At 71.5% G+C, this 23,800-nt stretch carries 24 protein-coding genes; 12 read left to right on the top strand and 12 right to left on the bottom strand.

Annotated elements, in window-relative coordinates; genetic code table 11:
- Positions 1 to 14: 14 nt before the first annotated feature.
- Positions 15 to 269 (top strand): hypothetical protein, encoded by a 255-nt coding sequence (locus ACZ63J_RS28060; RefSeq protein WP_465402059.1) that lies wholly within the window; start codon positions 15 to 17, stop codon positions 267 to 269.
- Here the strand turns inward: ACZ63J_RS28060 and ACZ63J_RS28055 are convergent.
- The 8 genes from ACZ63J_RS28055 to ACZ63J_RS28020 form a co-directional block, all read right to left on the bottom strand.
- Positions 250 to 612: a hypothetical protein gene (locus ACZ63J_RS28055; RefSeq protein WP_465402061.1), complete on the bottom strand. Its 363-nt coding sequence runs from the start codon at positions 610 to 612 to the stop codon at positions 250 to 252. The genes ACZ63J_RS28060 and ACZ63J_RS28055 overlap by 20 nt on opposite strands.
- The gene (locus ACZ63J_RS28050; RefSeq protein ID WP_465402063.1) at positions 612 to 1,718 is read right to left on the bottom strand and encodes an epoxide hydrolase family protein; all 1,107 of its coding nucleotides are present in this window, start codon (positions 1,716 to 1,718) and stop codon (positions 612 to 614) included. The genes ACZ63J_RS28055 and ACZ63J_RS28050 overlap by 1 nt, the downstream gene beginning before the upstream one ends.
- Positions 1,715 to 2,260, bottom strand: coding sequence for a dihydrofolate reductase family protein (locus tag ACZ63J_RS28045; protein ID WP_465402065.1), 546 nt, complete (start codon positions 2,258 to 2,260; stop codon positions 1,715 to 1,717). The genes ACZ63J_RS28050 and ACZ63J_RS28045 overlap by 4 nt, the downstream gene beginning before the upstream one ends.
- Positions 2,261 to 2,311: 51 nt before the next feature.
- On the bottom strand, positions 2,312 to 3,337 hold the full coding sequence (locus tag ACZ63J_RS28040) for an LLM class flavin-dependent oxidoreductase (RefSeq protein WP_465336498.1): 1,026 nt from the start codon (positions 3,335 to 3,337) through the stop codon (positions 2,312 to 2,314).
- Positions 3,334 to 3,825 carry an SRPBCC family protein gene (locus ACZ63J_RS28035; RefSeq protein ID WP_465402067.1) on the bottom strand — a complete coding sequence of 164 codons (492 nt, stop codon included), beginning with the start codon at positions 3,823 to 3,825 and terminating at the stop codon, positions 3,334 to 3,336. Before ACZ63J_RS28035 ends, ACZ63J_RS28040 begins: the two co-directional genes overlap by 4 nt.
- A gap of 68 nt (positions 3,826 to 3,893) precedes the next feature.
- Positions 3,894 to 4,397 (bottom strand): winged helix-turn-helix transcriptional regulator, encoded by a 504-nt coding sequence (locus tag ACZ63J_RS28030; protein WP_465402069.1) that lies wholly within the window; start codon positions 4,395 to 4,397, stop codon positions 3,894 to 3,896.
- Positions 4,398 to 4,429: 32 nt separating this feature from the next.
- Complete coding sequence (locus tag ACZ63J_RS28025; RefSeq protein WP_465402071.1) at positions 4,430 to 5,005, bottom strand: GNAT family N-acetyltransferase; 576 nt, start codon at positions 5,003 to 5,005, stop codon at positions 4,430 to 4,432.
- Positions 5,006 to 5,014: 9 nt separating this feature from the next.
- Complete coding sequence (locus tag ACZ63J_RS28020; RefSeq protein WP_465303179.1) at positions 5,015 to 5,404, bottom strand: cupin domain-containing protein; 390 nt, start codon at positions 5,402 to 5,404, stop codon at positions 5,015 to 5,017.
- A 43-nt stretch (positions 5,405 to 5,447) separates the two neighbouring features.
- Here ACZ63J_RS28020 and ACZ63J_RS28015 point away from each other — a divergent pair, with 43 nt between their 5' ends.
- On the top strand, positions 5,448 to 6,413 hold the full coding sequence (locus ACZ63J_RS28015; RefSeq protein ID WP_465402073.1) for a helix-turn-helix domain-containing protein: 966 nt from the start codon (positions 5,448 to 5,450) through the stop codon (positions 6,411 to 6,413).
- On the opposite strand, the gene ACZ63J_RS28010 is transcribed toward ACZ63J_RS28015, so the two are convergent.
- Positions 6,410 to 6,934 carry a helix-turn-helix transcriptional regulator gene (locus ACZ63J_RS28010; protein ID WP_465402075.1) on the bottom strand — a complete coding sequence of 175 codons (525 nt, stop codon included), beginning with the start codon at positions 6,932 to 6,934 and terminating at the stop codon, positions 6,410 to 6,412. The genes ACZ63J_RS28015 and ACZ63J_RS28010 overlap by 4 nt on opposite strands.
- 37 nt (positions 6,935 to 6,971) lie before the next feature.
- Here ACZ63J_RS28010 and ACZ63J_RS28005 point away from each other — a divergent pair, with 37 nt between their 5' ends.
- Entirely contained in the window at positions 6,972 to 8,330 is a 1,359-nt protein-coding gene (locus tag ACZ63J_RS28005; protein ID WP_465402076.1) for an MFS transporter, read from the top strand.
- Here the strand turns inward: ACZ63J_RS28005 and ACZ63J_RS28000 are convergent.
- Positions 8,290 to 8,883: a TetR/AcrR family transcriptional regulator gene (locus tag ACZ63J_RS28000; protein ID WP_465402078.1), complete on the bottom strand. Its 594-nt coding sequence runs from the start codon at positions 8,881 to 8,883 to the stop codon at positions 8,290 to 8,292. The two genes, ACZ63J_RS28005 and ACZ63J_RS28000, sit on opposite strands and share 41 nt — an antisense overlap.
- A gap of 69 nt (positions 8,884 to 8,952) precedes the next feature.
- Here ACZ63J_RS28000 and ACZ63J_RS27995 point away from each other — a divergent pair, with 69 nt between their 5' ends.
- A complete protein-coding gene (locus ACZ63J_RS27995; protein ID WP_465402080.1) occupies positions 8,953 to 9,417 on the top strand; it encodes a GNAT family N-acetyltransferase in 465 nt (154 codons plus the stop codon).
- A 991-nt stretch (positions 9,418 to 10,408) separates the two neighbouring features.
- Here ACZ63J_RS27995 and ACZ63J_RS27990 read toward each other — a convergent pair.
- On the bottom strand, positions 10,409 to 13,534 hold the full coding sequence (locus tag ACZ63J_RS27990) for a glycoside hydrolase family 31 protein (protein WP_465402081.1): 3,126 nt from the start codon (positions 13,532 to 13,534) through the stop codon (positions 10,409 to 10,411).
- Between the two features lie 496 nt (positions 13,535 to 14,030).
- On the opposite strand from ACZ63J_RS27990, the gene ACZ63J_RS27985 reads away from it, so the two are divergent.
- A complete protein-coding gene (locus ACZ63J_RS27985) occupies positions 14,031 to 14,366 on the top strand; it encodes a hypothetical protein (protein WP_465336489.1) in 336 nt (111 codons plus the stop codon).
- Positions 14,367 to 14,391: 25 nt separating this feature from the next.
- Here the strand turns inward: ACZ63J_RS27985 and ACZ63J_RS27980 are convergent, their stop codons facing one another.
- On the bottom strand, positions 14,392 to 15,882 hold the full coding sequence (locus ACZ63J_RS27980; protein ID WP_465402083.1) for an FGGY-family carbohydrate kinase: 1,491 nt from the start codon (positions 15,880 to 15,882) through the stop codon (positions 14,392 to 14,394).
- 95 nt (positions 15,883 to 15,977) lie between these two features.
- On the opposite strand from ACZ63J_RS27980, the gene ACZ63J_RS27975 reads away from it, so the two are divergent.
- The 7 genes from ACZ63J_RS27975 to ACZ63J_RS27945 all read left to right on the top strand — a co-directional run bounded on the left by ACZ63J_RS27975 (position 15,978) and on the right by ACZ63J_RS27945 (position 23,726).
- The gene (locus tag ACZ63J_RS27975; protein ID WP_465402085.1) at positions 15,978 to 16,973 is read left to right on the top strand and encodes a LacI family DNA-binding transcriptional regulator; all 996 of its coding nucleotides are present in this window, start codon (positions 15,978 to 15,980) and stop codon (positions 16,971 to 16,973) included.
- Positions 16,974 to 17,107: 134 nt separating this feature from the next.
- Complete coding sequence (locus tag ACZ63J_RS27970; protein WP_465402087.1) at positions 17,108 to 18,247, top strand: ATP-binding cassette domain-containing protein; 1,140 nt, start codon at positions 17,108 to 17,110, stop codon at positions 18,245 to 18,247.
- The gene (locus ACZ63J_RS27965) at positions 18,244 to 18,636 is read left to right on the top strand and encodes an ATP-binding cassette domain-containing protein (RefSeq protein WP_465402089.1); all 393 of its coding nucleotides are present in this window, start codon (positions 18,244 to 18,246) and stop codon (positions 18,634 to 18,636) included. The genes ACZ63J_RS27970 and ACZ63J_RS27965 overlap by 4 nt, the downstream gene beginning before the upstream one ends.
- On the top strand, positions 18,633 to 19,643 hold the full coding sequence (locus ACZ63J_RS27960; RefSeq protein WP_465402091.1) for an ABC transporter permease: 1,011 nt from the start codon (positions 18,633 to 18,635) through the stop codon (positions 19,641 to 19,643). Before ACZ63J_RS27965 ends, ACZ63J_RS27960 begins: the two co-directional genes overlap by 4 nt.
- Positions 19,644 to 19,668: 25 nt before the next feature.
- The gene (locus tag ACZ63J_RS27955) at positions 19,669 to 20,661 is read left to right on the top strand and encodes a substrate-binding domain-containing protein (RefSeq protein WP_465402093.1); all 993 of its coding nucleotides are present in this window, start codon (positions 19,669 to 19,671) and stop codon (positions 20,659 to 20,661) included.
- A gap of 11 nt (positions 20,662 to 20,672) precedes the next feature.
- Complete coding sequence (locus ACZ63J_RS27950) at positions 20,673 to 22,085, top strand: L-fucose/L-arabinose isomerase family protein (protein WP_465402095.1); 1,413 nt, start codon at positions 20,673 to 20,675, stop codon at positions 22,083 to 22,085.
- 279 nt (positions 22,086 to 22,364) lie between these two features.
- On the top strand, positions 22,365 to 23,726 hold the full coding sequence (locus tag ACZ63J_RS27945; RefSeq protein WP_465402096.1) for a DHA2 family efflux MFS transporter permease subunit: 1,362 nt from the start codon (positions 22,365 to 22,367) through the stop codon (positions 23,724 to 23,726).
- The last annotated feature ends 74 nt before the right edge of the window (positions 23,727 to 23,800 follow it).

The raw sequence follows: 23,800 nt of genomic DNA, 5'->3' as shown, positions 1-23,800 counted from the left end.
CGCTGAGTGCTGGGTTGCGGGCTTCGCTGGACAGCTTGGTCGCGCAGTACGACGAGTCGCTGAACTGGGACTACCCGCCTGACCCCGGGCCATGGCGGGAGGCCCGGTGCGCGCGTTTCAACGACGATGTCCGGGCGGCGCTGGCGCGGTTGCGGGCGGAGCTGGGGCCGGCTTGGGTGATCGAGGACGGCTTTGTCGAGCTGCACGAGGATCCGGAGCTGGACCGGTACCTCGCCGACCCGAAGGGCTTCAGACGGTCGTCTTCGTGACGACGAGGCTTCCGCCGGAGGACCGCAGCGCGAGGACGGTGCCGCCGATCTCCAGGTCGGCGCCGTTGCGCTCGCCGACCTCGTTGTGCAGCTCGGACAGCCGGTCGATCGCCGACGCCGGGATCTTCACTTCCCGCCGCGTGTGGTCGGCCGGGGGCCACAAGTAGCCGGGCAAGCCAGGCTCAGCTCGAAGCTCGGCGCGCAGGGACCAGTCCGTCCACACAGTAAAGGCGAGGCAGGACCCGTCCGCGAAGGTCACCTGCAGCTCCGCGGGCTCGCCGTCGCGGTTGAGGATCTCCCACACCGTGGCGACCGTCCGGCCCGCCACACCCTGGAGGTCCACTAAGCGACCATCCGGAAAAACGTCCGCACCTCGTCGACGAACAACTCAGGCTGCTCGTAAGCCGCGAAATGGCCGCCTCGGTCCAGCTCGTTCCAATGCCGGATGTCCGTGTACCGCCGCGCCGCCCAGCGACGGGACGGTCGTGGCATCTCGCCAGGGAAGATCGAACACCCCACCGGCACGTCCACCGTGTCGTCCGTCGCCTCCGAGAACCAGCGCTGCACCTTCCGGATGCTCTCCCAGTACAACCGCGCCGACGACGTCGCCGTGCCCGTCAGCCAGTACAGCGTCACGTCGTCGAGGAGCTCGTCGCGGGTGAACGGGAAGCCGTCGGACCAGGCGTGGAACTTCTCGACCAGCCAGCCGCACAGGCCCGCCGGGGAGTCCAGCAGCCCGTAACCCACCGTCTGCGGGCGCGTCGACTGCAGCACCGAGTAACCGTCCTCCCAGCGCTGCGCGTGCTCCAACGCCGCCAGTGACGCTCGCTCGGCGGGCGTCAGGTCGTCGAACGTCGACGGGTCCGGCGCCGCGATCGGCGGGTTCAGGTGGATGCCCGCCAGGTGGGCCGCGTCCTGCTGGGCCAGTGACGTCGTGATCGACGTCCCCCAGTCGCCGCCTTGGGCGCCGTAGCGGGAATAGCCCAGGCGGGCCATCAGCGTCGCCCACGCCGCCGCGATGCGCTCGATGCCCCAGCCCGGCGACGCCGGTTTGTCGCTGAAGCCGTAGCCCGGCAGTGACGGGATCACCAGGTGGAACTCCTCGGCGAGCGGCTCGATCACCTTGCCGAACTCGAGGAACGAGCCCGGCCAGCCGTGCGTGAGCAGCAGCGGGAGGGCGGACGGACGCGGCGACCGCACGTGCAGGTAGTGGATGCCCAGGCCGTCGATTTCCGTGCGATACTGCGGAAACCGGTTCATCCGGGCTTCCACGGCACGCCAGTCGTAGCCGGAAGCCCAGTAGTCGCACAGGGAACGCAGGTAGGCCAGCGGCGTGCCCTGGCTCCAGTCGTCCACCGGCTCGGCCTCCGGCCAGCGGGTCCGGCGCAGCCGCGCGCGCAGGTCCTCGAGCTCGGCCTCGGGGACCTCGATCCGGAACGGCGTGCTCATGCGGGCGTGTAGGTCAGCTGGACGACGCCGTTGCCGAACGTCGAGGACTTCTTGAGCACCAGCGGAAACCCGGGCCCGTCAGTGGGGAACAACCGTTTGCCCCGGCCCACGACGACCGGGTAGAGCAGCAGGTTCAGCTCGTCGACCAGCCCCTCGGTCAGCAGCCAGCGCACCGCGGTCGTGCTGCCACTGGTCATGATGTCGCCGCCGGCGGACGCCTTCAGCGCCCGGACCGCCTCGGCCGGGTCACCGGTCAGCAGCGTCGAGTTCTTCCAGCCGACCTCGGACAAGGTCGACGAAAGCACGTATTTCCGGACGTTGTTCATGAACTCGGCACCCTCGTCGTCCTCGGCGGTCCGCCCGGGCCACGCCTCGGCGAACCCTTCGTAGGTGACGCGGCCGAGCAGCATGGCGTCGGCGGCGGCCATCCCGCTGCCGACGGCCCGGCCGATCTCGTCGGTCCAGTACCGCAGCGACCACTGGTCCGGCGCCTCCACCACGCCGTCGAGCGAGATGAACAGGTTCGAAACAATCTTGCGCATGGGCCACTATAAACCGGCAACCGGCCCGGACCGTCCACTCGCGACGGTCACTCACAGGAGGTCGAGCGCGCGGCCCAAGGTCGTCAGGCGCGCTTCCAGCGTTTCGCCTGCCGGGTACAGCCGGACCGTGTCGATCCCGGTGTCGCGCCAGACGCGCAGCCGTTCGCGCACCATCTCTTCGGTGCCGATCAGCGTCGTGGCCAGCACCATCTCGTCGGTGACGAGCGCGGTCGCGCCGTCGCGGTCGCCGGCCTGCCAGCGTTCGCGGACCTCGGCGGCGACGTCCGCCCAGCCCTGGCGGCTGTAGGCGTTGTTGTAGAAGTTCGTGGTGGCCGAGCCCATCCCGCCGAGGCTGAAGGCGAGCTCCTTCTTGCGGCCGCCGACCATCACGCGCAGCTCGTCTTCGTTGTCGGCGAAGGCGACTTCGGCGCCCTGGCAGACGTCGATGTCCTCACGCGTGCGCCCCGCCTTCGCGAGCCCGGCGTCGAGCGGCCCGAAGTACGCGTCGGCGCCTTCGGGGACGAAGCTGGTGCCGAGCCAGCCGTCCGCGACCTCGCCGGTGAGCTCCAGCAGCTTCGGCGACAGCGTCGCGAGGTAGATCGGGATGTCCGGGTTCGGCGCCGTGGACAGCCGCATCGGGCGTGCCTCGCCGGGCAGCGGGATCTCGAACGTTTTGCCGGAGAACAAAACCTTCTCGCCGGCGAACGCCCGGCGGATGATCTCGACGGTCTCGCGCATGCGCGTCAACGGCTTCGCGAACGGGACGCCGTGCAGGCCTTCGATCACCTGCGGCCCGGACGGGCCCAGCCCCAGGGAGAACCGCCCGCCGGAGAGGTCGGCCAGCGTCAGGGCGGCCTGCGCGATCGCGACCGGCGTGCGCGTGCCGAGCTGGATGATGCCGGAGCCGAGCCGGATCCGGTCGGTGCGGGCGGCGAGGTACCCGAGCGCGGACGGCGCGTCCGAGCCCCACGCCTCGGCGACCCAGCAGACGTCGAGGCCGAGCTTTTCCGCCTCCAGCACGAAGTCCAGCGTCGTGCGGGAGTCCTGCGAGAACTCGACCGTCGTCGCGGTCTTCACCGGCCTTCCACCCGCTCCTTGATCGCGGCGAGGTTGCCGGTCATCGCGGTTTCGAACTCCCGCAGGCGCACGAAGACGATCTTCTGCTCCTTCTCGGGCATCCGGTCGATGGCGAACGACAGCCCGGAGCGCCCCGGGCCCATCTGCATCCACTGCGAGAGCCGGGTGCCGCCGTTGTCGGCTTCGAGGGTGAACTTCCAGATCGCGCTCGGCTCGGCCGGGTCCGCGACGGCCCAGGCGAACACGCGCGGGGCTTCGCACTCGACGACGTACGACGTCGTCTCCCATTCGCCGAACGCGTCGTGCTTGCTCTTGCCGACGAACGTCCGGCCGACCTCACGCCATTCGACGGACTGCAGTTCGGCACTCAGGGACGGCATCACCGCGATGTCCGAGACGACCGGCCAGACCACCTCCGGCGCGGCGTCGATCCAGGTCGAGACCTCGGCCGTCGGCTTGTCCGCGTACCGCGCGCCGGTCCACTCCATCGTGGTCGCACCCCTCTCAGTGAGCCTCTGACCACGATAGTTGCGTAGATAGACCTAAGCTGTCAACGTCACTCCTGCCGCGCGAACCGAGCCTCGACGTCCGGGCGCTGCGCCAGCCGCGGCGGGAAGCCGGGGCCACGGCGCATCCGGGTGTCGTCCGGTGTCATCGGCTCACGGCACTCCGCGCAGACGATCTCGGCGTGCGTGTCGTGTCCGCAGGCCGTGTGGTGCACGGTGATCGGCGGGCCGGCCTCGCCCGCCAGCCACTTGTCGCCCCAGCGGGTCATCGCGAGCAGCACCGGGTAGAAGTCGCGGCCCTTGTCGGTGAGCACGTAGTCGTAGCGCACCGGCTCGGTCTGGTAGGCGACCTTCTCCAGCAGCCCTTCTTCGACCAGCCGCTTCAGCCGGTCGGCGAGGGTGTTGCGCGCGATGCCGAGCGCCTCCTGGAACTCGTCGAAGCGGCGTACGCCGTAGAAGGCGTCTCGCAGGACCAGCGGGGTCCACCAGTCCCCCAGCAGGTCCATGGTGCGCGCGATCGAGCACGGCCACTGCGCGAACGAGGTCCGTTTCATGCGGCCGAGAGTACCCCGTTTTCCAGAAGGACTCAGCAGGTCAGCCGCATGACGACCCGCCGCGCGGTCGGACGGCTCACCTCCGTGAACCCCGCGGCGGCGAAGACGCCGGTGGTGCCGACGAACAGCTCACCGGGCCAGGCGACCGGCTGCCCGGGCTCGACGACGATCGGATAACCCTCGACCGCGCGGGCGCCCCGCTCGCGGGCGAAGTCCCCGGCGGCCTTCGCCAACGCGGCGCTCACCCCGCGCCGCCGGAACCCCTTGCGGGTGACAAAACACGTCACGGCCCAGACGCCGTCGTCCTGCTTGTCCTCGTCCCGGCCGTCCCAGACGACGCGGCTGCCGAGCAGCCGCCGGTAAGCGGTGCGCGGTTCGACCGCGCACCAGCCGGCGGGCTCGCCGTCGACGAAGGCGACGAGCCCGGTCGCGTGGCCGGCCGTCTGCTCGCGGAGACGTTCTGCGCGCTCCTCGGCCGTCCCCGACTTCCACTGCGCGGGGGTGTCCTTGAAGTACTGGCAGCGGCAGCGGGCCGGGTCGCCGCGGTCGCCGAAGATCGCCTGCAGGTCCGCCCAGGACGCCTGGTCGACCGGTACGACAGTCAGCATCCTCCGACGTTAGACCAGGTGGCCGGTGGTCACGTCGACGTGGTCCGGCACCTCGTCGTGCTCGTCGCCGACCGAGAGCGTCCCGGCCGGTTCCACCAGGAGCACACTCGCACCCGCCTTCGACGACGGCTTGTGGAACGTGCCCTTCGGCACCACGAACACCTGGCCGCGGGCCAGCGTCACGACCCGCTCGTCCGGGTCGCGCAGGCCGATCTCGATCTCGCCGTCGAGGACCAGGAAGAACTCGTCGGTGTCCTCGTGGACGTGCCAGACGTGCTCGCCGTCGAACCGCGCGAGCCGGATGTCGTAGTCGTTGACGCGGGTGACGATCCGCGGGCTCCACGCGGCGTCGAAGCTCGCGAGGACTTCGTTCAGGTCGATCGGGTTCATGCTCACCATCGTCGACCTGGTGTTCCGGTCGCGGGAGTGCTAGGAATCGCACATGCCGCAAGAATTCTCGCACCGGGTCGTGGCGATCGTGACGGCGGAGTCGAACCCGTTCGAGATGGGGGTCGCAACCGAGCTGTTCGGGCTGCGGCGGCCTGAGCTGGATCGGCCCTGGTACGACTTCACGCTTTGCGCAGCGACCCCGGACGTGCGGATGAACCTCGGCATGTTCACCCTCACCGGGGTCGCCGGGCTCGAGGCCGCCGACACGGCGGACACGCTGATCGCGCCGGCCCGACCGGACACCGGCGTGCCCACGGACCCGGCGATCATCGCGGCGATCCGCCGCGCGGCCTCCCGGGGCGCCCGGCTCGTCAGCTTCTGCACCGGCGCGTTCGCGTTGGCCGAGGCCGGCGTGCTGGACGGGCGACGCGCGACCACGCACTGGCAGTGGGCCGCCGAGTTCGCCGCGCGCTTCCCGGCGGTGCGCTGGCAGCCGGACGTCCTGTTCGTCGACGAGGGTGACGTCCTCACGGCGGCCGGCAGCGCGGCGTCGCTCGACCTCGGCCTGCACCTCATCCAGCGCGACCACGGCGCCGAGGTGGTCAACGCCGTCAGCCGCCGGCTGGTGTTCACCGGCCACCGCGACGGCGGGCAGCAGCAGTTCATCGCGCGCCCGGTGCCGGCGGTGCCGGACACGTCGCTCGCACCGGTACTGGCGTGGGCGCTGGGCCGGCTGGACGAGCCGCTGACGGTCGCCGACCTGGCGGCCCGCGCCGCGACCAGCCCGGCGACGCTGCACCGGAAGTTCCGCGCGGAGCTGGGCACGACACCGCTGGCGTGGCTGACCACGGAACGCGTGACGCTGGCCTGCCGCCTGATCGAGCGCGGCGAGCTCCGGCTGGACCGGGTGGCATCGGCCAGCGGCTTCGGCACGGCGGCGAACCTGCGGCAGCAGCTGAGGCGGCACACGGGGTTGAGCCCGAGCGCCTACCGCCGCCGCTTCGGCCCGGCGGCCTAGGAGGCCTCGACCCGGTCGCGGGCGTCGGCGATCCAGCCGAGCATCGCCTCCAGCATCCGGGCCCGCAGTTCCAGGCCCATCGCCTGCGGGTCGGTCGGGTGCTCCGTCTTCGCCAGCTCTTTCAGGTACGTGCGCAACGGCCGCAGCTCCGCCGTCAGGACACGCTCTTCCCTGGCCAGCACCGAAAGCGCGTCCGCACGCTCCAAAGTGGACACCAGGAGGGCGCGGAGCGTGGACTCGTCGCGCACCGTCCGGTCGGGCTCGACGTCCACCAGCCAGCGGCGCAGCTCCGCGCGGCCGGCCGGGGTGACCTGGTAGGTCCGCCGGCCGCGCGGGCCCTCGGCGACCTCCTCCGCGAAGCCCGCTTCGGTCAGCTTCGCCAGCTCGCCGTACATCTGGTTGCGGCGGGCGTACCAGACGCCGCGCATGACGTCGTCGAACTTCTTGGCCAGGTCGTAGCCGCTCTGCGGCCCCGGCAGGAGCGTGGCGAGGACGGCGTGGCGCAGCGACATGCTCGTCATCTTTGACAGGTCTAACCTTACCGGTCAAACTTGACCTATGACTGAGCGCCGAAGGCTCCTGATCCTCTTGGCCACCCTCGCCGGCGTCCTGCTCGGCGCGCTCGACGGCACCGCCACCAGCACGGCCATGCCGAAGATCGCCGAACAGCTGCACGGCGCGGGGAGCCTGACCTGGGTGACCACCGCGTACCTGCTGGCCTCGACCGTCACGATCCCGGTCTACGGCCGGTTCGCCGACCTGCACGGCCGCAGGCTCCCGTTGCTGACCGGCATGACGCTCTTCCTGGTCGGCTCCGCACTGTGCGCGCTCGCCAGGGACATGCCGCAGCTCATCACGTTCCGCACGGTCCAGGGCATCGGCGCGGGCGCGCTGATGACCGTCGGCATGACGCTCGTCCGCGACCTCTACCCGCCCGAGCGCTCCACCGGCATGGCCCGCATGCAGTCGCTGATGGCCGGCCTGATGGTGGTCAGCTTCATCGGCGGCCCGCTCGAAGGCGGCCTGCTCACCGACCACGCCGGCTGGCGCTGGATCTTCCTGGTCAACCTGCCCGTCGGCGCCGCCGCGATCGCCGTCGTGGCGGCACTGGTCCCGCACCGGCGCCCCGAGGAGCGCGACACCGGCCGGTTCGACGTCGCGGGCGTCCTGCTGCTCACCGCCGCGATCTCCCTGATCCTCGTCGGCCTCGGCACCGGGCGTTCGAACGCGCTGCTCCCGGCCGGACTCGCCCTGCTGGCCGCGTTCGTGCTCGTCGAACGGCGCGCCGACGTGCCGATCGTGCCGTTGCGCCTGTTCGGCAGCCGGACGTTCAGCGCCGTGACCGTCGCCGGGTTCCTGTTCACCGCCGCGACCATGCCCGCCGGGCTGCTCTTCGGCCTCTACTTCCAGCAGGTACGCGGGTACGACGCGACCGCGTCCGGGCTCATGGTCCTCCCGCTGATGGCCGGGATGCTGGCGGGCAACCGCCTCACGGCACTGGTCGTGCTCCGGACCGGGCACGTGAAAGGCCTGCTCACCGGCGGCGCCGTGCTGATGTCCGCGGCTTCCGCGTCCCTGGCGGCGATCGACGCGCTGCCGGTGTGGCTGACCATCACCTGCGCCGGACTGATCGGGCTCGGGTCGGCGCCGGCGATGGGCGGGATCGCCATCGCCGCGCAGATGTCGGTCGACCGGCGGGACACCGGCGCGGCGACGGCCGGGCTGAACCTGCTCAAGCAGCTCGGCGGCAGCACCGGTCTCGCGGTCGGCCAGGCGCTGCTCGGCACCGGCTCGATCGGCACCACGATCGCGGTGGTCGGCGCCGTCGGTGGCCTGCTCGCACTCGGCGCGGTCCGCGCCATGGCGGACCTCGACGTCATGCCGGCGCGGGTGCCACCTCGGCGAGTGCCCTCGTGAGGGCATCCCGCTGCACCGCCACCGAGTAGGCCGCCGGGTCGGCCGCGGCCAGTACGTTGAGTCCCTCGACCAGGCCCACCAGGCTCTTCGTCGTCAGCTCGAGGCGCTCGTCCGTCCACTCGGGACGGCAGACCGCCACCAGGCGCCGGACGCGGGCCAGGAACGAGTGGTTCGCCGCTCGGTGGCGCTCGGCCAGGTCGTCGTCGGCCAGGGCCGCCGCCAGGAAGCCCACCCAGACGCGGGACTCCTCGTAATGGCCGTGCAGCTGGTCCACCGCGCAGCCGAGGACCGCCGTCAGCGCCTCGGCGGGGTCGGTGGCCGCGGCTTCCGCGGCGTCGGCGCGGGCGGCCGTGCGGTCGTAGAGCAGGTCGCGCGCGTGCAGCAGCAGCGCCTTCTTCGTCGGGAACGCGTGCAGCACCAGGCCCGTCGTGCAGCCGGCGCGCTCGGCGACCGCGCGCAGCGTCAGCCCCGGCAGGCCGTGCTCCGCGAGCACCTGCCACACCGCGTTGGACAGCAGCTCCCGCTGCGCCCCCACGTCACGCTGTCTCGGCACAAAACCTCCTTCCCCGGAAGCGTAACAGGTGCTACGGTAACGCTTGTTACGAAACGGGGGTACCTTCCCATGCTCGACTGCACGTTCGCGATCACCCCGGTGAGCTGGGACGATCCCGACGCCGTCCGCCTGCGCGAAGCCCAGCGCACCGAACTGGACGCGCGCTACGGCACCGACAACCACGAACCCGGCGCACCCCCGACCGCCGACACCGTCGCGGTCTTCCTCGTCGCGCGCGACGCCGACGGGGTCGCTCTCGGCTGCGGCGGGCTCCGGCCGCTCGGCCCGGGGTCCGGCGAGGTCAAGCGCATGTACGTCGAGCCGGCGGCCCGCGGCACCGGCGTCGCGACCGCCTTGCTGCGCGCCCTCGAGGACCACGCGCGCGACCTCGGCATCAAGCGGCTGCTGCTGGAAACCGGCGCCGGGCAGCCGGACGCGATCCGCTTCTACCAGCGCGAAGGCTACGAGCCGATCGACGCCTACGGTCCGTATATCGGCGAAGCGATCTCACTCTGTTTCGCCCGCGACCTGTAGCTATCGGATTTCCGATGGCAGGCCAAGGCTGAGCTATTGGTGACCGGAGGCGCACCGGGCCTACCGTCGAGGACACGGCGATCTGGGGTTCTTTTCGCCGTTCCCTCACGAACCGGAGTTTTCCCTTGCGTCTCAAGCAGATCGGCGTTGTGCTGGCCGCGGCCGCCCTCGCCCTGACGGCCACGCCCGCCCAGGCGGCGTCGAGGATCGTGCCCCCCGCCGCCGGGCAGCAGCCCGAGAACATCACCCTGGAGCCGGACGGCTCCGCCGACCTCGCCTTCGCCTACACCGGCGAAATCGGCCGGGTCACCCCCGACGGCCGCGTCCACGTCATCGCCCGGATCCCGGTGCCGGACGACGGCGACGTCCCGGTCGTCCACAAGAGACTGTTCCTCGGCGGCATCGTGCGGGCGCCCGGCGGCGACCTGTACGTCGCCGTCTCGACCGGCACCCCGGCCACCGGCCTCTACCGGGTCCGGCCCGGATCGGCGCCGGTCCGGGTCGCCGCCCTGCCGCCGGCCGGCTTCCAGAACGGCGTCGCCCGCGACCCCGCCACCGGTGACCTCCTGGTCGCCGACTCCTTCGGTTCGACGGTCTGGCGGGTCACGCCACGGGGGCGCGTCACCGCCTTCGCCACCGGCGAGCTGCTCGCGCCGGCGGGCGGGTTCGGCGCCAACGGGATCAAGGTCCACGACGGCGCGGTCTGGGTGTCCAACCTGGACCGCGGCACCCTGGTCCGGTTCCCGCTGGGCGGCGGCCCCGGCCGGGTCGTGGTGTCCGGGCTCGGGCCGGTCGACGACTTCGCGTTCCACGGCGGCACCGTGGTCGCCGCGGTCAACCAGGAGAACCGCGTGGTCACGATCGGCCGCGACGGCGTCCGGACCATTCTGTCCACTTCGGACGGACTCGCCAACCCGACCGCGGTCGCCGTCCGTGACGACACGCTGTACGTCACGGACGGCGCCTACTTCGGCGGGTCGCCGAACCTCCTTCAGGCGACGCTCGCGGCGAACACGTGCAGTGCCGAGTTCGCCGGCAACGTCACCGCGACGACCTCCTTGCCCGCGGTCAGCGGCACGGAGTTCGCGAACACGCGGTACGGCGTGGTCGGGTAGGCCGGGCCGGCCTGGGTGTTCTTGCCCAGGACGGTCGCCACGGTCGTCGCGCCGTACTGGGCGGGATCGGCGCAGCACCAGTTCGGCAGGCCGAGGTCCGCCTGGCTGGTGCTGCCGTCGGCGTACTGGACGACAACGGCGCCCTTCGCCGTCCCGGTGCCGGTGCCGGCCAGCACGAGCTTCGAGCCGGTCCCGCGCACGGCCACCGTCTGCCCGGCGGCGACGACGTTGTCCGGCTTGCCGTCCCCGGCCGCGGGCCAGGTCAGCCGGGCCCCGGCGGCGGTGAACTCGGCCCCCGGTTTCAGCCCCTGCTCGGCGAGTCCCTCGGCGCGGAAGCTGCTGCCACCGCCGTCGAGGTTCCCGGCCGTGACGTGGGCCGCGTCCGTGACCCCGACGTTCCCGTACGCCGCGGCCAAGGAGGCGTACGGGACGGTGACCGTCGAGGAGTCGGCGGCCTGGTGCGTGCCGAGCCGGGCTTGGTACGTCGCCGTGGCCGTGACCTGGTAGTCCGCGGGCTTCAGCCCGGCGTCCGGGGTCAGCGTCACCGGCGCCTGCACCGTCTGACCGGGCCACACCAGCTTCGGCACGGCGGGGGCGTTCACGTGGAAGCCGTTGCCCTGCAACGAGATCTTCACGTCCCGCACCGGCAACGGCGTGCCGTTGGTGAAGCTCACCGTTCCCGCGGTGGCCTGGCCCGGCGCGGCCAGCGACGGCAGCGTCAGGGTGGCAGTGCCGTTGTTGTCCTCGGGGAAGAACCCGCCGACCGCGCTCGCCCCGAAGAGCCGGACGTCCTGCCGGTCACCCGCGCCGACCTGGCCGGTCTTCACCCGCACCACGCCTTGCGCGGCCGTGTCGTACCACCAGCCCGACGCCGCCTTGTCCAGCTCGGCCTTGCTCCCGTACTGCCGGAGGATCCCGGTTCCCGCCTGGACGACGGCGGGCTTCGCTCCCGTGTGGACGGACAGCTGGTAGTTCCGCGCCGCGGGCTTCCCCGGGTACGTGCCGGTGCTCGCGCCGATCCCGACGGTCACCGTCCCCGGCCCGGACTTCGGCGCGTCGACGGTGAACGTCTGGTTCGCCTGCTCACCACGCTGGTAACCGCGGGTGACGCCGTCGTCCTCGGTGAGGGTGAAGCTGCCCTTGCCCTGCGGGTAGACGTCCAGGTCCAAAAGGGACTTGTCCCGCGTCTGCCACGACGTCGTGCCCTCGGCCCACATCGGCACAACCGCCCCGGCGCGGACGAACAGCGGGAGCGTGTCGAGCGGCGCGTCGTAACCGTCCACTGTGGTCGGCCCGGTGTAGGTCTTCCCGCTCCAGTAGTCCACCCAGGTGCCCTTGGGCAGGTAGATCCCGTTGCGCACGTTGGACTTCTCGTAGACGGGCGCGACCAGGAAGTCCGTTCCGGACAGGAACTCGTACTTCGCCTTGTCGGTCCAGACGTTCGGGTCGTCCGGGTACTCCAGCGCCAGCGGCCGCACCTGGCCGACGCCGGTCCGGTGCGCCTGCGCCGAGTAGCTGTAGGTGTAGGGCAGCAGCCGCTCCTTGAGCAGCAGGTACTTGCGGTTGATCGAGGTGTACGGCTCACCCTGGCGCCACGGCTGCTTGTCCGACGACGCCCAGCCGTCCATCGTCATCGCCGTCGGCAGGAAGGCCTTCCACTGCAGGTCGCGGACGTAGGTCTGCGGGCTGCCGCCGAAGATGCCGTCGATGTCGCCGGTGTTGTAGGCGATGCCGGACGTCGTCGCGCCGGCGTACGTCGGGATCTGCCACTTGATGTAGTCGTACGAGCCGGACTGGTCACCGCTCCACAGCACGCCGCAGCGCTGGGCGCCGGCCCAGCTCACCGGCTGCCAGACGAACCCGCGCGCGTCGCTGTTGTCCTCGATGCCCTTGTACGCGGTGTCGCACGCGTCGAGCGCGAACTGGTAGCCGGGGCCGACCCAGGCGACGTCCAGCTTGCGGACCCGCACACCCGCCTTGACCTCGTCGGACTGGTTCGGGACGCCGTCCTCGGTCCAGAGCCCGAGCTGCATGCTGTTCTTCCGGAGGCCCTCACCGGTCTGCTGCAGGTTCTCGTACCCGCAGCCGTAACCGTCGTTGACCAGCATCCAGCCGTTCGGCATGCCGTTCTCGGTGTAGCCGTCGGCGACCTTCACCGCGTCGAGCGTGTGCCGTTCCCCGCGATTTGCATTATGCAGATAGCAATCCGAATCCCCCGTTTCCAGCCCGTAGATCGGCGGCAGGAACGGTTTCCCGACCAGGTCGGTGTACCCGGAGACGACGTCCTTGAGACTCGCGCCGACGACGTAGGTCGCGTCGAACCGGCGTTCGTCGTGGGTGGTCTCGACCGGGCTGGTGAACGAGTAGCTGCCCGGCGCGAAGGTGTTGCGCAAAACGCCGTAACCAGCGGTGGAGGCGTAGAACGGCTGCGAGTTCGGCGCGCCGCCGTCGTTCCAGTTGTCGTCGGCGAAGATCTTGATCGTCTGGTCGCGGTGGCTGAACCGGCCGTTCTGCTCACCCCCGCCGACGAACTGCTCGGTCGCGGTCCTGGCCAGGCTCTGCGTGGTCGTGGTGCCGGTCCAGGACAGCGGCGCGGACTCCGCCCAGAGCTGCTTGCGGTCCGCGCCGTCGTAGAGGGCGAACTTCAGCGGGTGCTTGTAGGCCCGCAGGGTCGCCTTGGGGGTCGAAATGGCCCAGTAGGAGCCCTTATCCACGCGTTTCGGCGTGGCCGGGGGCGTGGTCTTCGGCCGGACGATCTTGTCGCCGGCCGGGTCGGTGAAGGTTCCGTCGGGGGCGAGCCAGACCCGGACGGCGCCGTCGGCGGGGAAGCTCACGCGCACGGCGGCGGCTCCCGACTCCAGCGTCACCGTCGGGCCGTCGGCGGAGATCCCGGTCAGGTCGCCGAGCCGGCCGGACGGCGCCGCGGCCTGGGCGACGGCGGGCGACAGCCCGAGCACGGCAACAGCAGCCAGACAGCCGAGCGACTGCGCAACTCTGCTCATTAGAGACACCTTTCGCGCATGAACACGCATGACGGGCTCTGTATAGCGCAGGTTTTGCGCACTGTCACCCGCCGAACCGGTTCAGAAGCCCCGGCTCCCGACTTCCGTCGGGGCTCACGCTGCGCGCCCGTTCGATCACCGAAACCGTCCACTGTGCACACTCCGGGAATTTCCGCTACCGTTCTCCGTTTCCGTTCCAGACATTTCCCCGTTCTATTCCGGCAACTGTTCAGGTGAACAACACGCTCGGTGGGCACGTGCATCCGCACGCGATCCCTGCACACGTCATCCGCACCTCCGCCGCCGGGCAAACGGTTGCTGGGAAAGGTAAGCCGCTGTATGTTGGCGGCGTCCCAGGCGCTCCACCATCGGTCGCCGGGGTTCGCGCTGCTCGGCGGAAGCGGGGAGGTGACTGTCCGAGATAGCGCTTTCCGGTGGTTGGGTCGCCACCGGAGTGCAGGAGGGAAGCAGTGCTTTGGTGTTCCGGGGAACAGCCGTGGCCGACCGGGTGAACGAGCCGTACCTGGTCGGCCAGGAAGCCATCGCGGGTGAGCTCCAACGCGGCAAGTGGTGCGTCTACCTGCACGAATGGCTCGGCGACGACCACGACCTCGCCACGTGGCAGGCCCAGGTGGCCGCCCACGCCGCGCGGGCGGGCGTCGAGGTGTGCTTCGTCGAGATCCCCCGCAAGGACATGACGCTGGTGGCCAACGTGCGGGCGTTGCCGAGCTTCGAGCAGGTCACGGAGTCGGTGGCGGCCCTGGAGCACTACCGGAGCCGGACGGCGGGCCGCCGGAAGCGGAGTCCGGCCAGGCGCCGGTCGGCCGACTGACACCAGGGCGAGCGCCCGGTCTCACTCAGGATGCCGACGCGTGGTGCTGCGCCGCCAGGAAGTGCGCCGTCTCCTTCGTCGCTTCGTACAGCGCCCGGTAGTGCCGGTAGAACTCGTCGTACCGCTTGCCGGCCGCCGGATCCGGCGTCACCGTCGTCGCGATCGGGTTGCCCCGCGCCGGATCGACCGCCACCCCCGTCGCCTCCGCCGCCAGCAGCGCGTCACCGAGGCAGGCCCCGATCGTCTCGGCCGGAATCTGCTGCGGCAGCCCCGTCACGTCCGACACGATCTGCGTCCACAGGCCGCCCTTCGTCCCGCCGCCGACCGCCACCAGCCGCCGCGCCGCGCCGCCCGCCGAAGCCATCGCCTCCAGGTTGTGCCGGACGCCGTAAGCGATGCCCTCGAGCGCCGCGCGGTAGACCTCGGCGCGCCCGTGTGCGGTGGTCAGCCCCGCGAGGACACCCCGCGCGTCCGGGTCGAACAGCGGCGTCCGCTCCCCCGCGAAGTACGGCAGCAGCAGGAGTCCCCGGCTGCCCGCCGGCACCGACGCCGCCTCGGCGACCAGGTCCTCGTAGGACGCGCCGGTCAGCGTGCGCAGCCAGTCGGTGACCGCGCCGGACGTCGCCATGCCGGCCGCGAGCGTGAAACTGCCCGGGACGACTCCGCGTGTCCCCCACAGGCCGGGGTGCGGCCGCGGCTCGGTGACCACTTCGACCAGGAACATCGTGCTGCCGTACATGACCATCACGTCACCCGGCTCGCGAACGCCGACACTCGCGGCCTCGGCCCACGCGTCGACCGTCCCGGCGGTGACCGGCAACCCCTCGGGCAGCCCGGTCCGCGCAGCGGCGGCCGCGGTGACCTCACCCGCGACCTCCGTCGGCCACAGCAGCTCGGGCAGCGGCAGCCCGGGCGCGACCCGCTCGGCCCAGTCCTTCGCCCACTCGCCGGCGACGAGGTCGTAGAGCGGGGTGCACTGGCTCGCCGAGTGGTGGTCCAGGACGTACCGGCCGGTCAGCCGGTGCACCAGGAACGAGCTCGCCATCAGGAGCTTCTCCGTGCGCGCGTAGACGTCCGGCTCGTGCCGGGCCAGCCAGCGCACCTTCGGCCCGACCGCCTGGCTGGTCAGCGGTGAACCCCCGCGCGCCAGGATCTCGGCCGCGCCGAACTCCTCGGTCAGCTCCGCGATTTCGGCGGCCGCGCGCGTGTCGACGCCGTAGAGGATGGCCGGTCGCAGCGGCTCGCCCGAGGCGGACGCCGGGAGCAGGCACGGCCCGATGCCGCTGATCCCGGGCCCGGCGAGCGGCCGGCCACCGGCGGCGCGCAGCAGGTCCGCGACGATCCCGGTGAAGTCGGCCCACCAGACCGTTTCGGCGTCGTGCTCGAACCAGCCGGGCCGCGGAGTCGAGACGGTGTGCTCACGAACCGACCGGGCGAGGACCGCGCCACCGGGGTCCACCAGCACACCCTTGGAGCTGGCCGTGCCGATGTCCACGCCGAGCAGCAGTCCCGTCATCCGCCCCTCCACGGACTCACCCTGCGGGAAATCGATTACCACCACGCTATGGTGTGCCGGGGGCACTGTCAACGACCGAGAGAACGAGGACGCGGGTGGCGACGATCTCCGACGTGGCGGCGCTGGCCGGGGTCTCGACCGCGACCGTGTCGAGGGCGCTCAACGGCAAGTCCACTGTGGACCCGGTGCTGGCCGAACGGGTGGCCAGGGCGGTGGCCGAGCTCGGCTACACGCCGAACGGCCTCGCGCGCAGCCTGCGCCGCCGGGAAACCGCGGTGCTGGCGCTGATCATCTCCGACGTCGAAAACCCGTTCTTCACGGCGATCGCGCGCGGGGTCGAGGACACCGCGCAGGCCGCGGGGTTCTCGGTGATGCTCTGCAACTCCGACGAGAACACGGCCAAGGAGCGCCGGTACGTCGAGGTCGCGGCGCAGGAACGGCTCGCGGGCGTGATCATGTCGCCGACCACCGGCGACAGCGACGTCCGGCCGCTGACCGCGCACCGCACCCCGATCGTGACGGTCGACCGGCGGCTCGGCTCGGCCGACTGCGACGCCGTTCTCGTCGACTCCCGCGCCGCCGCCCGGGAAGCCGTGCGGCACCTGGTTTCCCAGGGGTACGACCGCATCGGCTGCATCGCCGGCCCGCAGGGCATCACCACGGCCGACGAGCGGCTCGACGGTTACCGCGACGGACTCCGCGACGCGGGCCGGAAATACTCGGCAAAACTGGTGCGCCGCTGCGAATTCCGCGAGTCCGGCGGGCACGAGGCCGCCACGCAGCTGCTGGCGAAGCCCGAGCCGCCGGACGCGCTCCTGGTGTCCAGCAGCACGATGTCCGTCGGTGTGCTGCAGGCGATGGCCGAGCTGGGCCTGCGCTCGGGCCGTGACGTCGGCATCGTGTCGTTCGACGACGCGCCGTGGGCCACGCTGATCTCGCCGGCGCTGACGGTGGTCGCCCAGCCCGCCCACGCGATGGGCCAGCTCGCGGCGCGCCTGCTGCTGGACCGCATCGGGGACGGCGGCACGCGCCCGGCGTCGACCACGACGATGGCGGCCCAGCTCGTGATCCGGGGCAGCTCCACCCGATGAGAGCCCGAGCTTTCACGTGAAAGCTCGGGGTTTCCGCCCCGGAGACCGCCCGAAGTGACGCTTGACACACCCCGGCTCCGCCCCTAGCGTCGAGTAATCGATTACTCCCAGCTTCCGCCGACGCGAGGGGTGTCATGGAAGAGCCGGGCACCCCGCTGGTCGAGCTGACCGGTGTCAGCAAGGCGTACGGCGGCACGCTCGCCTGCGACCACGTCGACTTCACCGTGCGCCGCGGGGAGGTGCACGCGCTGCTCGGGGAAAACGGCGCCGGCAAGTCGACGCTGATGCGGATCCTCTCCGGCGACGTCACCGGGCACCGCGGCACCATCGCCGTCGACGGTGAGCCGGTCGTCTTCGGCGGCCCCGCCGACGCGCAACGCCGCGGGATCGTGATGATCCCGCAGGAGCTCGACCTCGTGCCCGGGCTTTCGGTGGCCGCCAACGTCTTCCTCGGCCGCGAGCCGCGCACCCGGGCCGGCACGCTCGCGCGGCAGCGGATGCACCGCGAGACGCGCGAACTGCTGGCCCGCATCGGGATCACGCTCGACCCGAGACGCGCCGTCGGCGAGCTGCGCACCGGTGAGCAGCAGCTCGTCGCCATCACCAAGGCACTCGCGCTCGACGCCCGCGTGCTGGTCATGGACGAGCCGACGTCCGCGCTCACCGGCGCCGAGGTCGAGCGGATGTTCGAGGTGATCACCGAACTGCGGGACGCGGGCGCCGGCATCGTCTACATCTCCCACCGGCTCGAGGAGATCGGGCGGATCGCCGACCGGGCCACCGTGCTGCGCAACGGCCGGGTCGCCGCCGGGTTCGCCGCGCGCGACCTGACCGTCGGGCAGGTCACCGAGGCGATGATCGGCCGGCCGGTCCAAGCGCTCTTCCGCCTCAAACACGGCGAAACCGGGGACGAGCTGCTCCGCCTCGACGACTTCGCGCTGCGCCCGAGGCGGCAACGGCCCGGCCGCCGCGAGCCCGCGGGCATCTCGCTCACCGTCCGCGCCGGGGAGATCGTCGGGGTCGGCGGGTTGCTCGGCTCGGGCCGCACCGAGCTGCTGGAGACGCTCTTCGGCGCCGGGACACCCGGGCGGTGGCACGGGCGGATCTTCCTGCGGGGAAAGGAAATCCGGCCGCGCGGCCCCGGCACGCCGTCAAGCTCGGGCTCGCGCTGGTGCCGGAAGACCGCCGGATCGGCGGGCTGGCGCTGGACCATTCCGTCCGCGCGAACGCCGTGTTGTCCATTGTGGACCGGCTGGCGACGGCCGGTGTGGTGACCCGACGGCGTGAGAACACCACCGTCGCGAAGATCCTCGGCGAGCTGAAGGTGAAGGGCGCGCCGGCCGCCGCGGTCGGCACGCTTTCCGGCGGTAACCAGCAGAAGGTCGTGCTCGGCCGGGCGTTGCTCACCGAACCGGCGCTGCTGCTGCTCGACGAGCCGACCCGCGGGGTCGACGTCGGCGCGAAGGCGGAGATCTACCAGCTGCTGGCCGCCGCGGCCGCCCGCGGCATCGGGGTCCTGCTCGCGTCGTCCGAGCCCGCCGAGCTGGTCGGGCTGTGCGACCGGGTCGTCGTCCTGCAGGACGGCCGCACCGGCCGCGAGCTCGACACGCATGACGCCGGCGAGGCCGAGCTGCTCGCCGCGGCGATGGGGGAAACACGATGACCACCACGGAGTTCATCCCGACCCGGCGTGCCGCCGTCGTGGACACGCTGTTCCGCTTCCAGAGCCTGTTCGGCCTCGCGCTGGTGCTGGTCGCGGCGGTCGTGTTCTCGCCGTCGCACGACGGTGACCTGCTCTTCCTCGACAGCGAGAACCTGTTCAACGTCGTGCGCGCCATCTCGGAGATCGGCATCATCGCCGTCGGCATGACGTTCGTGATCCTGGTCGGCGGGATCGACCTGTCGGTCGGGGCCGTGCTCGGGCTCGCCGCCGTCGGCTCGGCCGTGCTGCTCGTCGAAAACGGCTTCGGGGTGCTGCCCGCCGTGCTCCTCGTGCTCGCCGCGGGCCTGCTCTTCGGGCTGCTGCAGGGCGTTGCGTCGGCGGTGTTCGGCATCCAGGCGTTCATCGTCACCCTCGCCGGGCTGCAGGTCGCCCGCGGGCTCGCGCGGATCTGGTCCGGCGGCCAAGGGGTCCAGATCTCCTACGGCGACGGCCCCGGCGAAGCGCCGGTCGCGTTCTCCCTGCTCGGCGAACGCACGTTCAACGGCCTGGTGCCGGTCCCGGCGGTGATCTTCGCCGTGGTCGCCGTCGCCGCGATCGTGTTCCTGCGCACCAGCGCGTTCGCCCGCTACGTCTACGCGATCGGCGGCAACGAGAAGGCCGCGCGGCTCTCCGGCATCGCCGTCACCCGGGTCAAGGTGCTGGTCTACGGACTGAGCGGGCTGCTCGCCGCGCTGGCCGGGATCATCCACGCCGGCCAGCTCAACCAGGGCAGCCCCAACGACGGCAGCGGGTACGAGCTCGACGCCATCGCCGCGGTCGTGATCGGCGGCACCGCGCTCGCGGGCGGGCGCGGCTCGGTGTCCGGCACCGTCGCCGGCGCGCTGCTGCTGGGCGTGCTCAACAACATCCTGGCGCTCAACAGCGTCGACCCCAACGTGCAGCTCCTGATCAAGGGCCTGGTCATCGTGGTCGCCGCGGGCCTGCAGCGGCTGCGGCCCACACCGTGAACCGCCGAAGAGGGGAAGAAGAGAAATGTCCGGCAAGCACTTCGTGATACCCGCGCTCGCCCTCGTCCTGACCGCGGCCGCCTGCGGCACGACGCACGAAAACTCGGGGCAGGGCACGTCGACACCCGCGGCCGCCTGCAAGGGGGCGGGCGGCAAGTTCACCATCGGGGTCAGCCAGGCCAACGTCGGCGAGCCCTACCGCAAGCAGATGGACGACGACATCGCGAAAGCCGCCAAGACGGTTCCGCAGTTCACGGTGAACTTCGCGGACGCCCAGCAGGACAACGCCAAGCAGGTCGCCGACGTCGAGAACTTCCTGACCCAGCGGATCGACCTGCTGGTCATCAGCCCGAACGAGGCCACGCCCTTGACCGCGGTCGTCAAGAAGGCCTACGACAAGGGCATCCCGGTGCTGGTGCTCGACCGGAAGGTCGACGGGGACGCGTACACGCAGTTCATCGGCGCGGACAACGTCGACATCGGCCGGCAGGCCGGGCAGTACCTCGCCGACAAGGTGCTGCCGCAGGGCGGGAAGATCGCCGAGATCCGCGGGCTCGCCGGGTCGACGCCGGCCAAGGAGCGCCAGGACGGCTTCGCGAAGGGCATCGAGGGCCGCGGCATCGACATCGTGACCACTGTGGACGGTGACTGGCTGCGCGAGAAGGGCCAGCAGCAGGCGGACGCGATCTTCAAGGCCCACCCGGAGATCCAGGCCGTCTACGCCCAGAACGACCCGATGGCCGAAGGCGCCTACCTCGCCGCGAAGGCCGCGGGCCTGGACCGGAAGGTGAAGTTCCTCGGCATCGACGGCCTGCCGATCCCGTCCGGCGGCATCAAGGCGGTCGAGGCCGGGCGGCTCGCGGCGACGTTCGTCTACCCGACCGGCGGGCGCGAGGCCGTGGCGTCCGCGAAGAGCATCCTCGTCGACTGCGCCAAGCCGGAGAAGACGGTGAGGCTGCAGACGCAGCTCGTCACCCAGGCGAACGCCGCCGAGGTGTACACGAAGGCCAACCGCTGAAGGGATCCGCCATGGCACGCATCGGCGTCATCAACCTCTCCGACGGCCGTGACTACGTCCACAACGGAATCTCGGACTTCATCCGGGACACTGAGGACCGTCTGGTCGCGGCTCTCGCCGAAGCGGGCCACGACGTCGTCCGGGCTTCGGCGCCGGTGTCGGACAGCAGGCTGGCCACCTCGGTCGCCCGGGAGATCGAGGCGGCCGGGGTGGACCTGACCGTGCTGCACTACTGCGTCTGGGCGTTCCCGCACTTCACGATGCTGGCCGCCGGCGCGCTGAGCGGACCGCTGGTGCTGGTGGCCAACGTCGATCCGGTGCAGCCCGGGATGGTCGGGATGCTCGCCGCGGGCGGCGCGCTCGACCAGATCGGACGGGCGCACACGCGGCTCTGGGGTGACCCGTCGGACGGCGGGCTGATCGCGGCGATCGGCGTCCGGGCCCGCGCGGCGGGGGCTGTCGCGAAGCTGCGCGGCAGCACGTTCGGCCGGATCGGCGGCCGCCCGATGGGGATGAACACCGCGGTCGCCAACACCGACCAGTGGCAGCGGCAGTTCGGGGTCGACGTCGAGGAGATCGACCAGTGGGAGATCGTCCGGCGCGCGGAGGCCGCCGACCCGGCGGAGAAGCGGAAGGCGCGTGAGTGGCTGGAGCAGCACGCGACCGTCCGCTACGACGGCGTCAAGCTGACGCCGGAGCTGCTGGAACGGCAGGTCGGCTCGTACGTCGCGATGCGGTCCCTGATCGACGAGTGGCACCTGGACTTCACCGGCATCAAGGGCCAGCCCGAGCTGACGCAGCACTTCGCGACGATGGACGTCGCCGAGGCGTTCCTCAACGACCCGTACGACTGGAACGGGCCCAAGGAGACGCACGTGTGCGCGACCGAGGCCGACATGGACGGCGCGCTCACGATGCAGCTGATGAAGCACCTGTCGGGGACACCGGTGCTGTTCGCCGACGTCCGGCACTACCACGCTTCCCGGGATATGTGGGATCTCTGCAACTCGGGCCAGCACGCAACGTGGTTCGCCGCCCGCAGCGACGACCCGGCGGAGAACCTGGCCCGCGTGACGCTCCACCCGGAGGTGTTCTTCTTCCCGGCGGGTGGAGCGTCGGTGCACCACATCGCCGCGCCGGGGCGGATGACGCTCGCCAGGCTGACGCGGCTGGACGGGCGGTACCGGCTGCAGCTGATGCTGGGTGAGTTCGAAAACTACGACGAGGAAACGACTTCCGCGCTCGAGGCTCAGTCCACTCCGGAATGGCCGCACGCGTTCGCCCGGCTCGACGCGCCGGCGTCGACGTTTCTCTCGAGGTTCGGGGCGAACCATATCCATGCGGTTCCCGGTGACCACCGGGCCGAGCTGCGCGGGGTGTGCGAGCTGCTGGGGATCACCCTGGACGAGTTCACCCGCGGCTGAGGGGACTGTCGGTGCCTGCGGCTAGCGTGGAAACCGGGGGCTGCTCAGGCCGAGTTGACGCTGCGGGCTTGGCGGCCTGGCCGATTCCACGATCGCGCGGGCGCATCAGCCCGCGCCGACCGATCAGGCCCGACACCGCAAGCGCCGCGGCTCGCGCGGACGTCCCGGAAGCCGCGGTCATCTTGGACCAAGGCCGCCAGACACGCCCCAGCGCGAAAGCCGAAGGCCGCTGAGCACGCGGTTGACTTCAACCTTGCTTCAGCTTTTACCGTCGCCACCATGACAGCTCCTCCGATCCCCCGCACCGTCTGGATCGCCTCCGGCGTCATGGCGCTCGGCGGTTTCCTCGGCAACATGGACGGCTCGATCGTCGCGGTCGGGCTGGAGTCGATGAGGCTGCGCCTGGGGGTCAGCCTCATCGAAATCCAGTGGGTCGCGACCGCTTTCCTGCTCGGCCTCTCCGCCGCGCTCCCCCTCACGCCGTGGCTGGTGAAGCGGCTCGGGGCCGGGCGGCTTTGGCTGTGGTCGCTCGGGGCCTTCCTGGTGACGTCGGTGGCGTGCGCGCTCGCTCCGGACGCCGGGACGCTGATCGGCGTCCGGGCCGTTCAGGGCATGGCCGCCGGGGTCATGGTCGCCGCCGGGCAGACGGTGATCGGGCTGGCCGTCGGGCCCGAACGGCTCGGCCGGACCATGGGCACGCTGGGCCTGGTGGTCGGGCTGGCGCCCGTGATCGGGCCGAGTGTCGGCGGGCTGCTGCTGGCGCACTTCTCGTGGCCGGTGCTGTTCTGGCTGAACCTGCCGATCGGGCTGGCCGCCTTCGCGCTGGCGCTGAAGTACGTGCCGCGCGGCGACCGGGAACAGCCGCCGCCGGTGGACTGGCCGGGCCTGGTCATGGTGTCGCTCGGCCTGCCGCTGCTGGTGTACGCGCTGACCGAGCTCAACGGCGGGTTCGCGGCCGCCGGCGCCGCGCTGCTCGTGCTGTTCACGTGGTGGTCGTTGCGCGCCCGGCACCCCGTGCTGCAGCTGCGGCTGGCCGCCCGGCCGGTGATGGGCTCGGCGCTGGCGGCGGTCCTGCTCGCCGGCGCCGGGATGTTCGGCGCGGTCCTGCTGCTGCCGTTGTGGTTCCAGGTCCGGCTCGGCGCCGGGCCGGCCGAAGCCGGGGTCCTGCTCGCGCCGATGGGGCTGGCCACGACGGTGTTCGTGCTCGTGGCCGGCCGGCTCACCGACCGCTACGGCGGCGGCGCCATCGCGCTCACCGGGTCACTGGTGGTGCTGGCGAGCACCGTGCCGCTGCCGTGGCTCGGCCCGGAGACGCCGATGGTGCTGATCCAGGCGCTGCTCGTCGTCCGCGGCGCGGGACTCGGGCTGTCGATCATCCCCGCGTCGACGGCGGCGTACGCGTCGGTCTCCGCCGGCGAGCTCGGGCACGCGACCGCGCTGGTGAACATCGTGCTGCGTCTGGGTGGCGCGGTCGGCGGCGCGGCGTGCGTGATCGTGTTGTCGCGCGGCCTCTCCGTGGACGCGGCGACCGGCTTCGGCTGGGCTTTCGGGGTGCTCGGCGCGCTCTGCGTGCTCGGCACGGCGGCCGCGGCGTGGCTCCGCCGCGCGGAGCGATCCTCCACAGTGGACACCACGGCCTGATCCACCAGGGAACCTGGCGCGATCACCGGATTGGTGATTACCTGGAGCCGAGCAAACACTGTCGGTAAGGGGAA

The organism is Amycolatopsis sp. NPDC104863 (assembly GCF_055582965.1).
The sequence above is the reverse complement of the archived record's forward strand: the minus strand, read 5'-3'. Positions and strand labels throughout refer to the sequence as shown.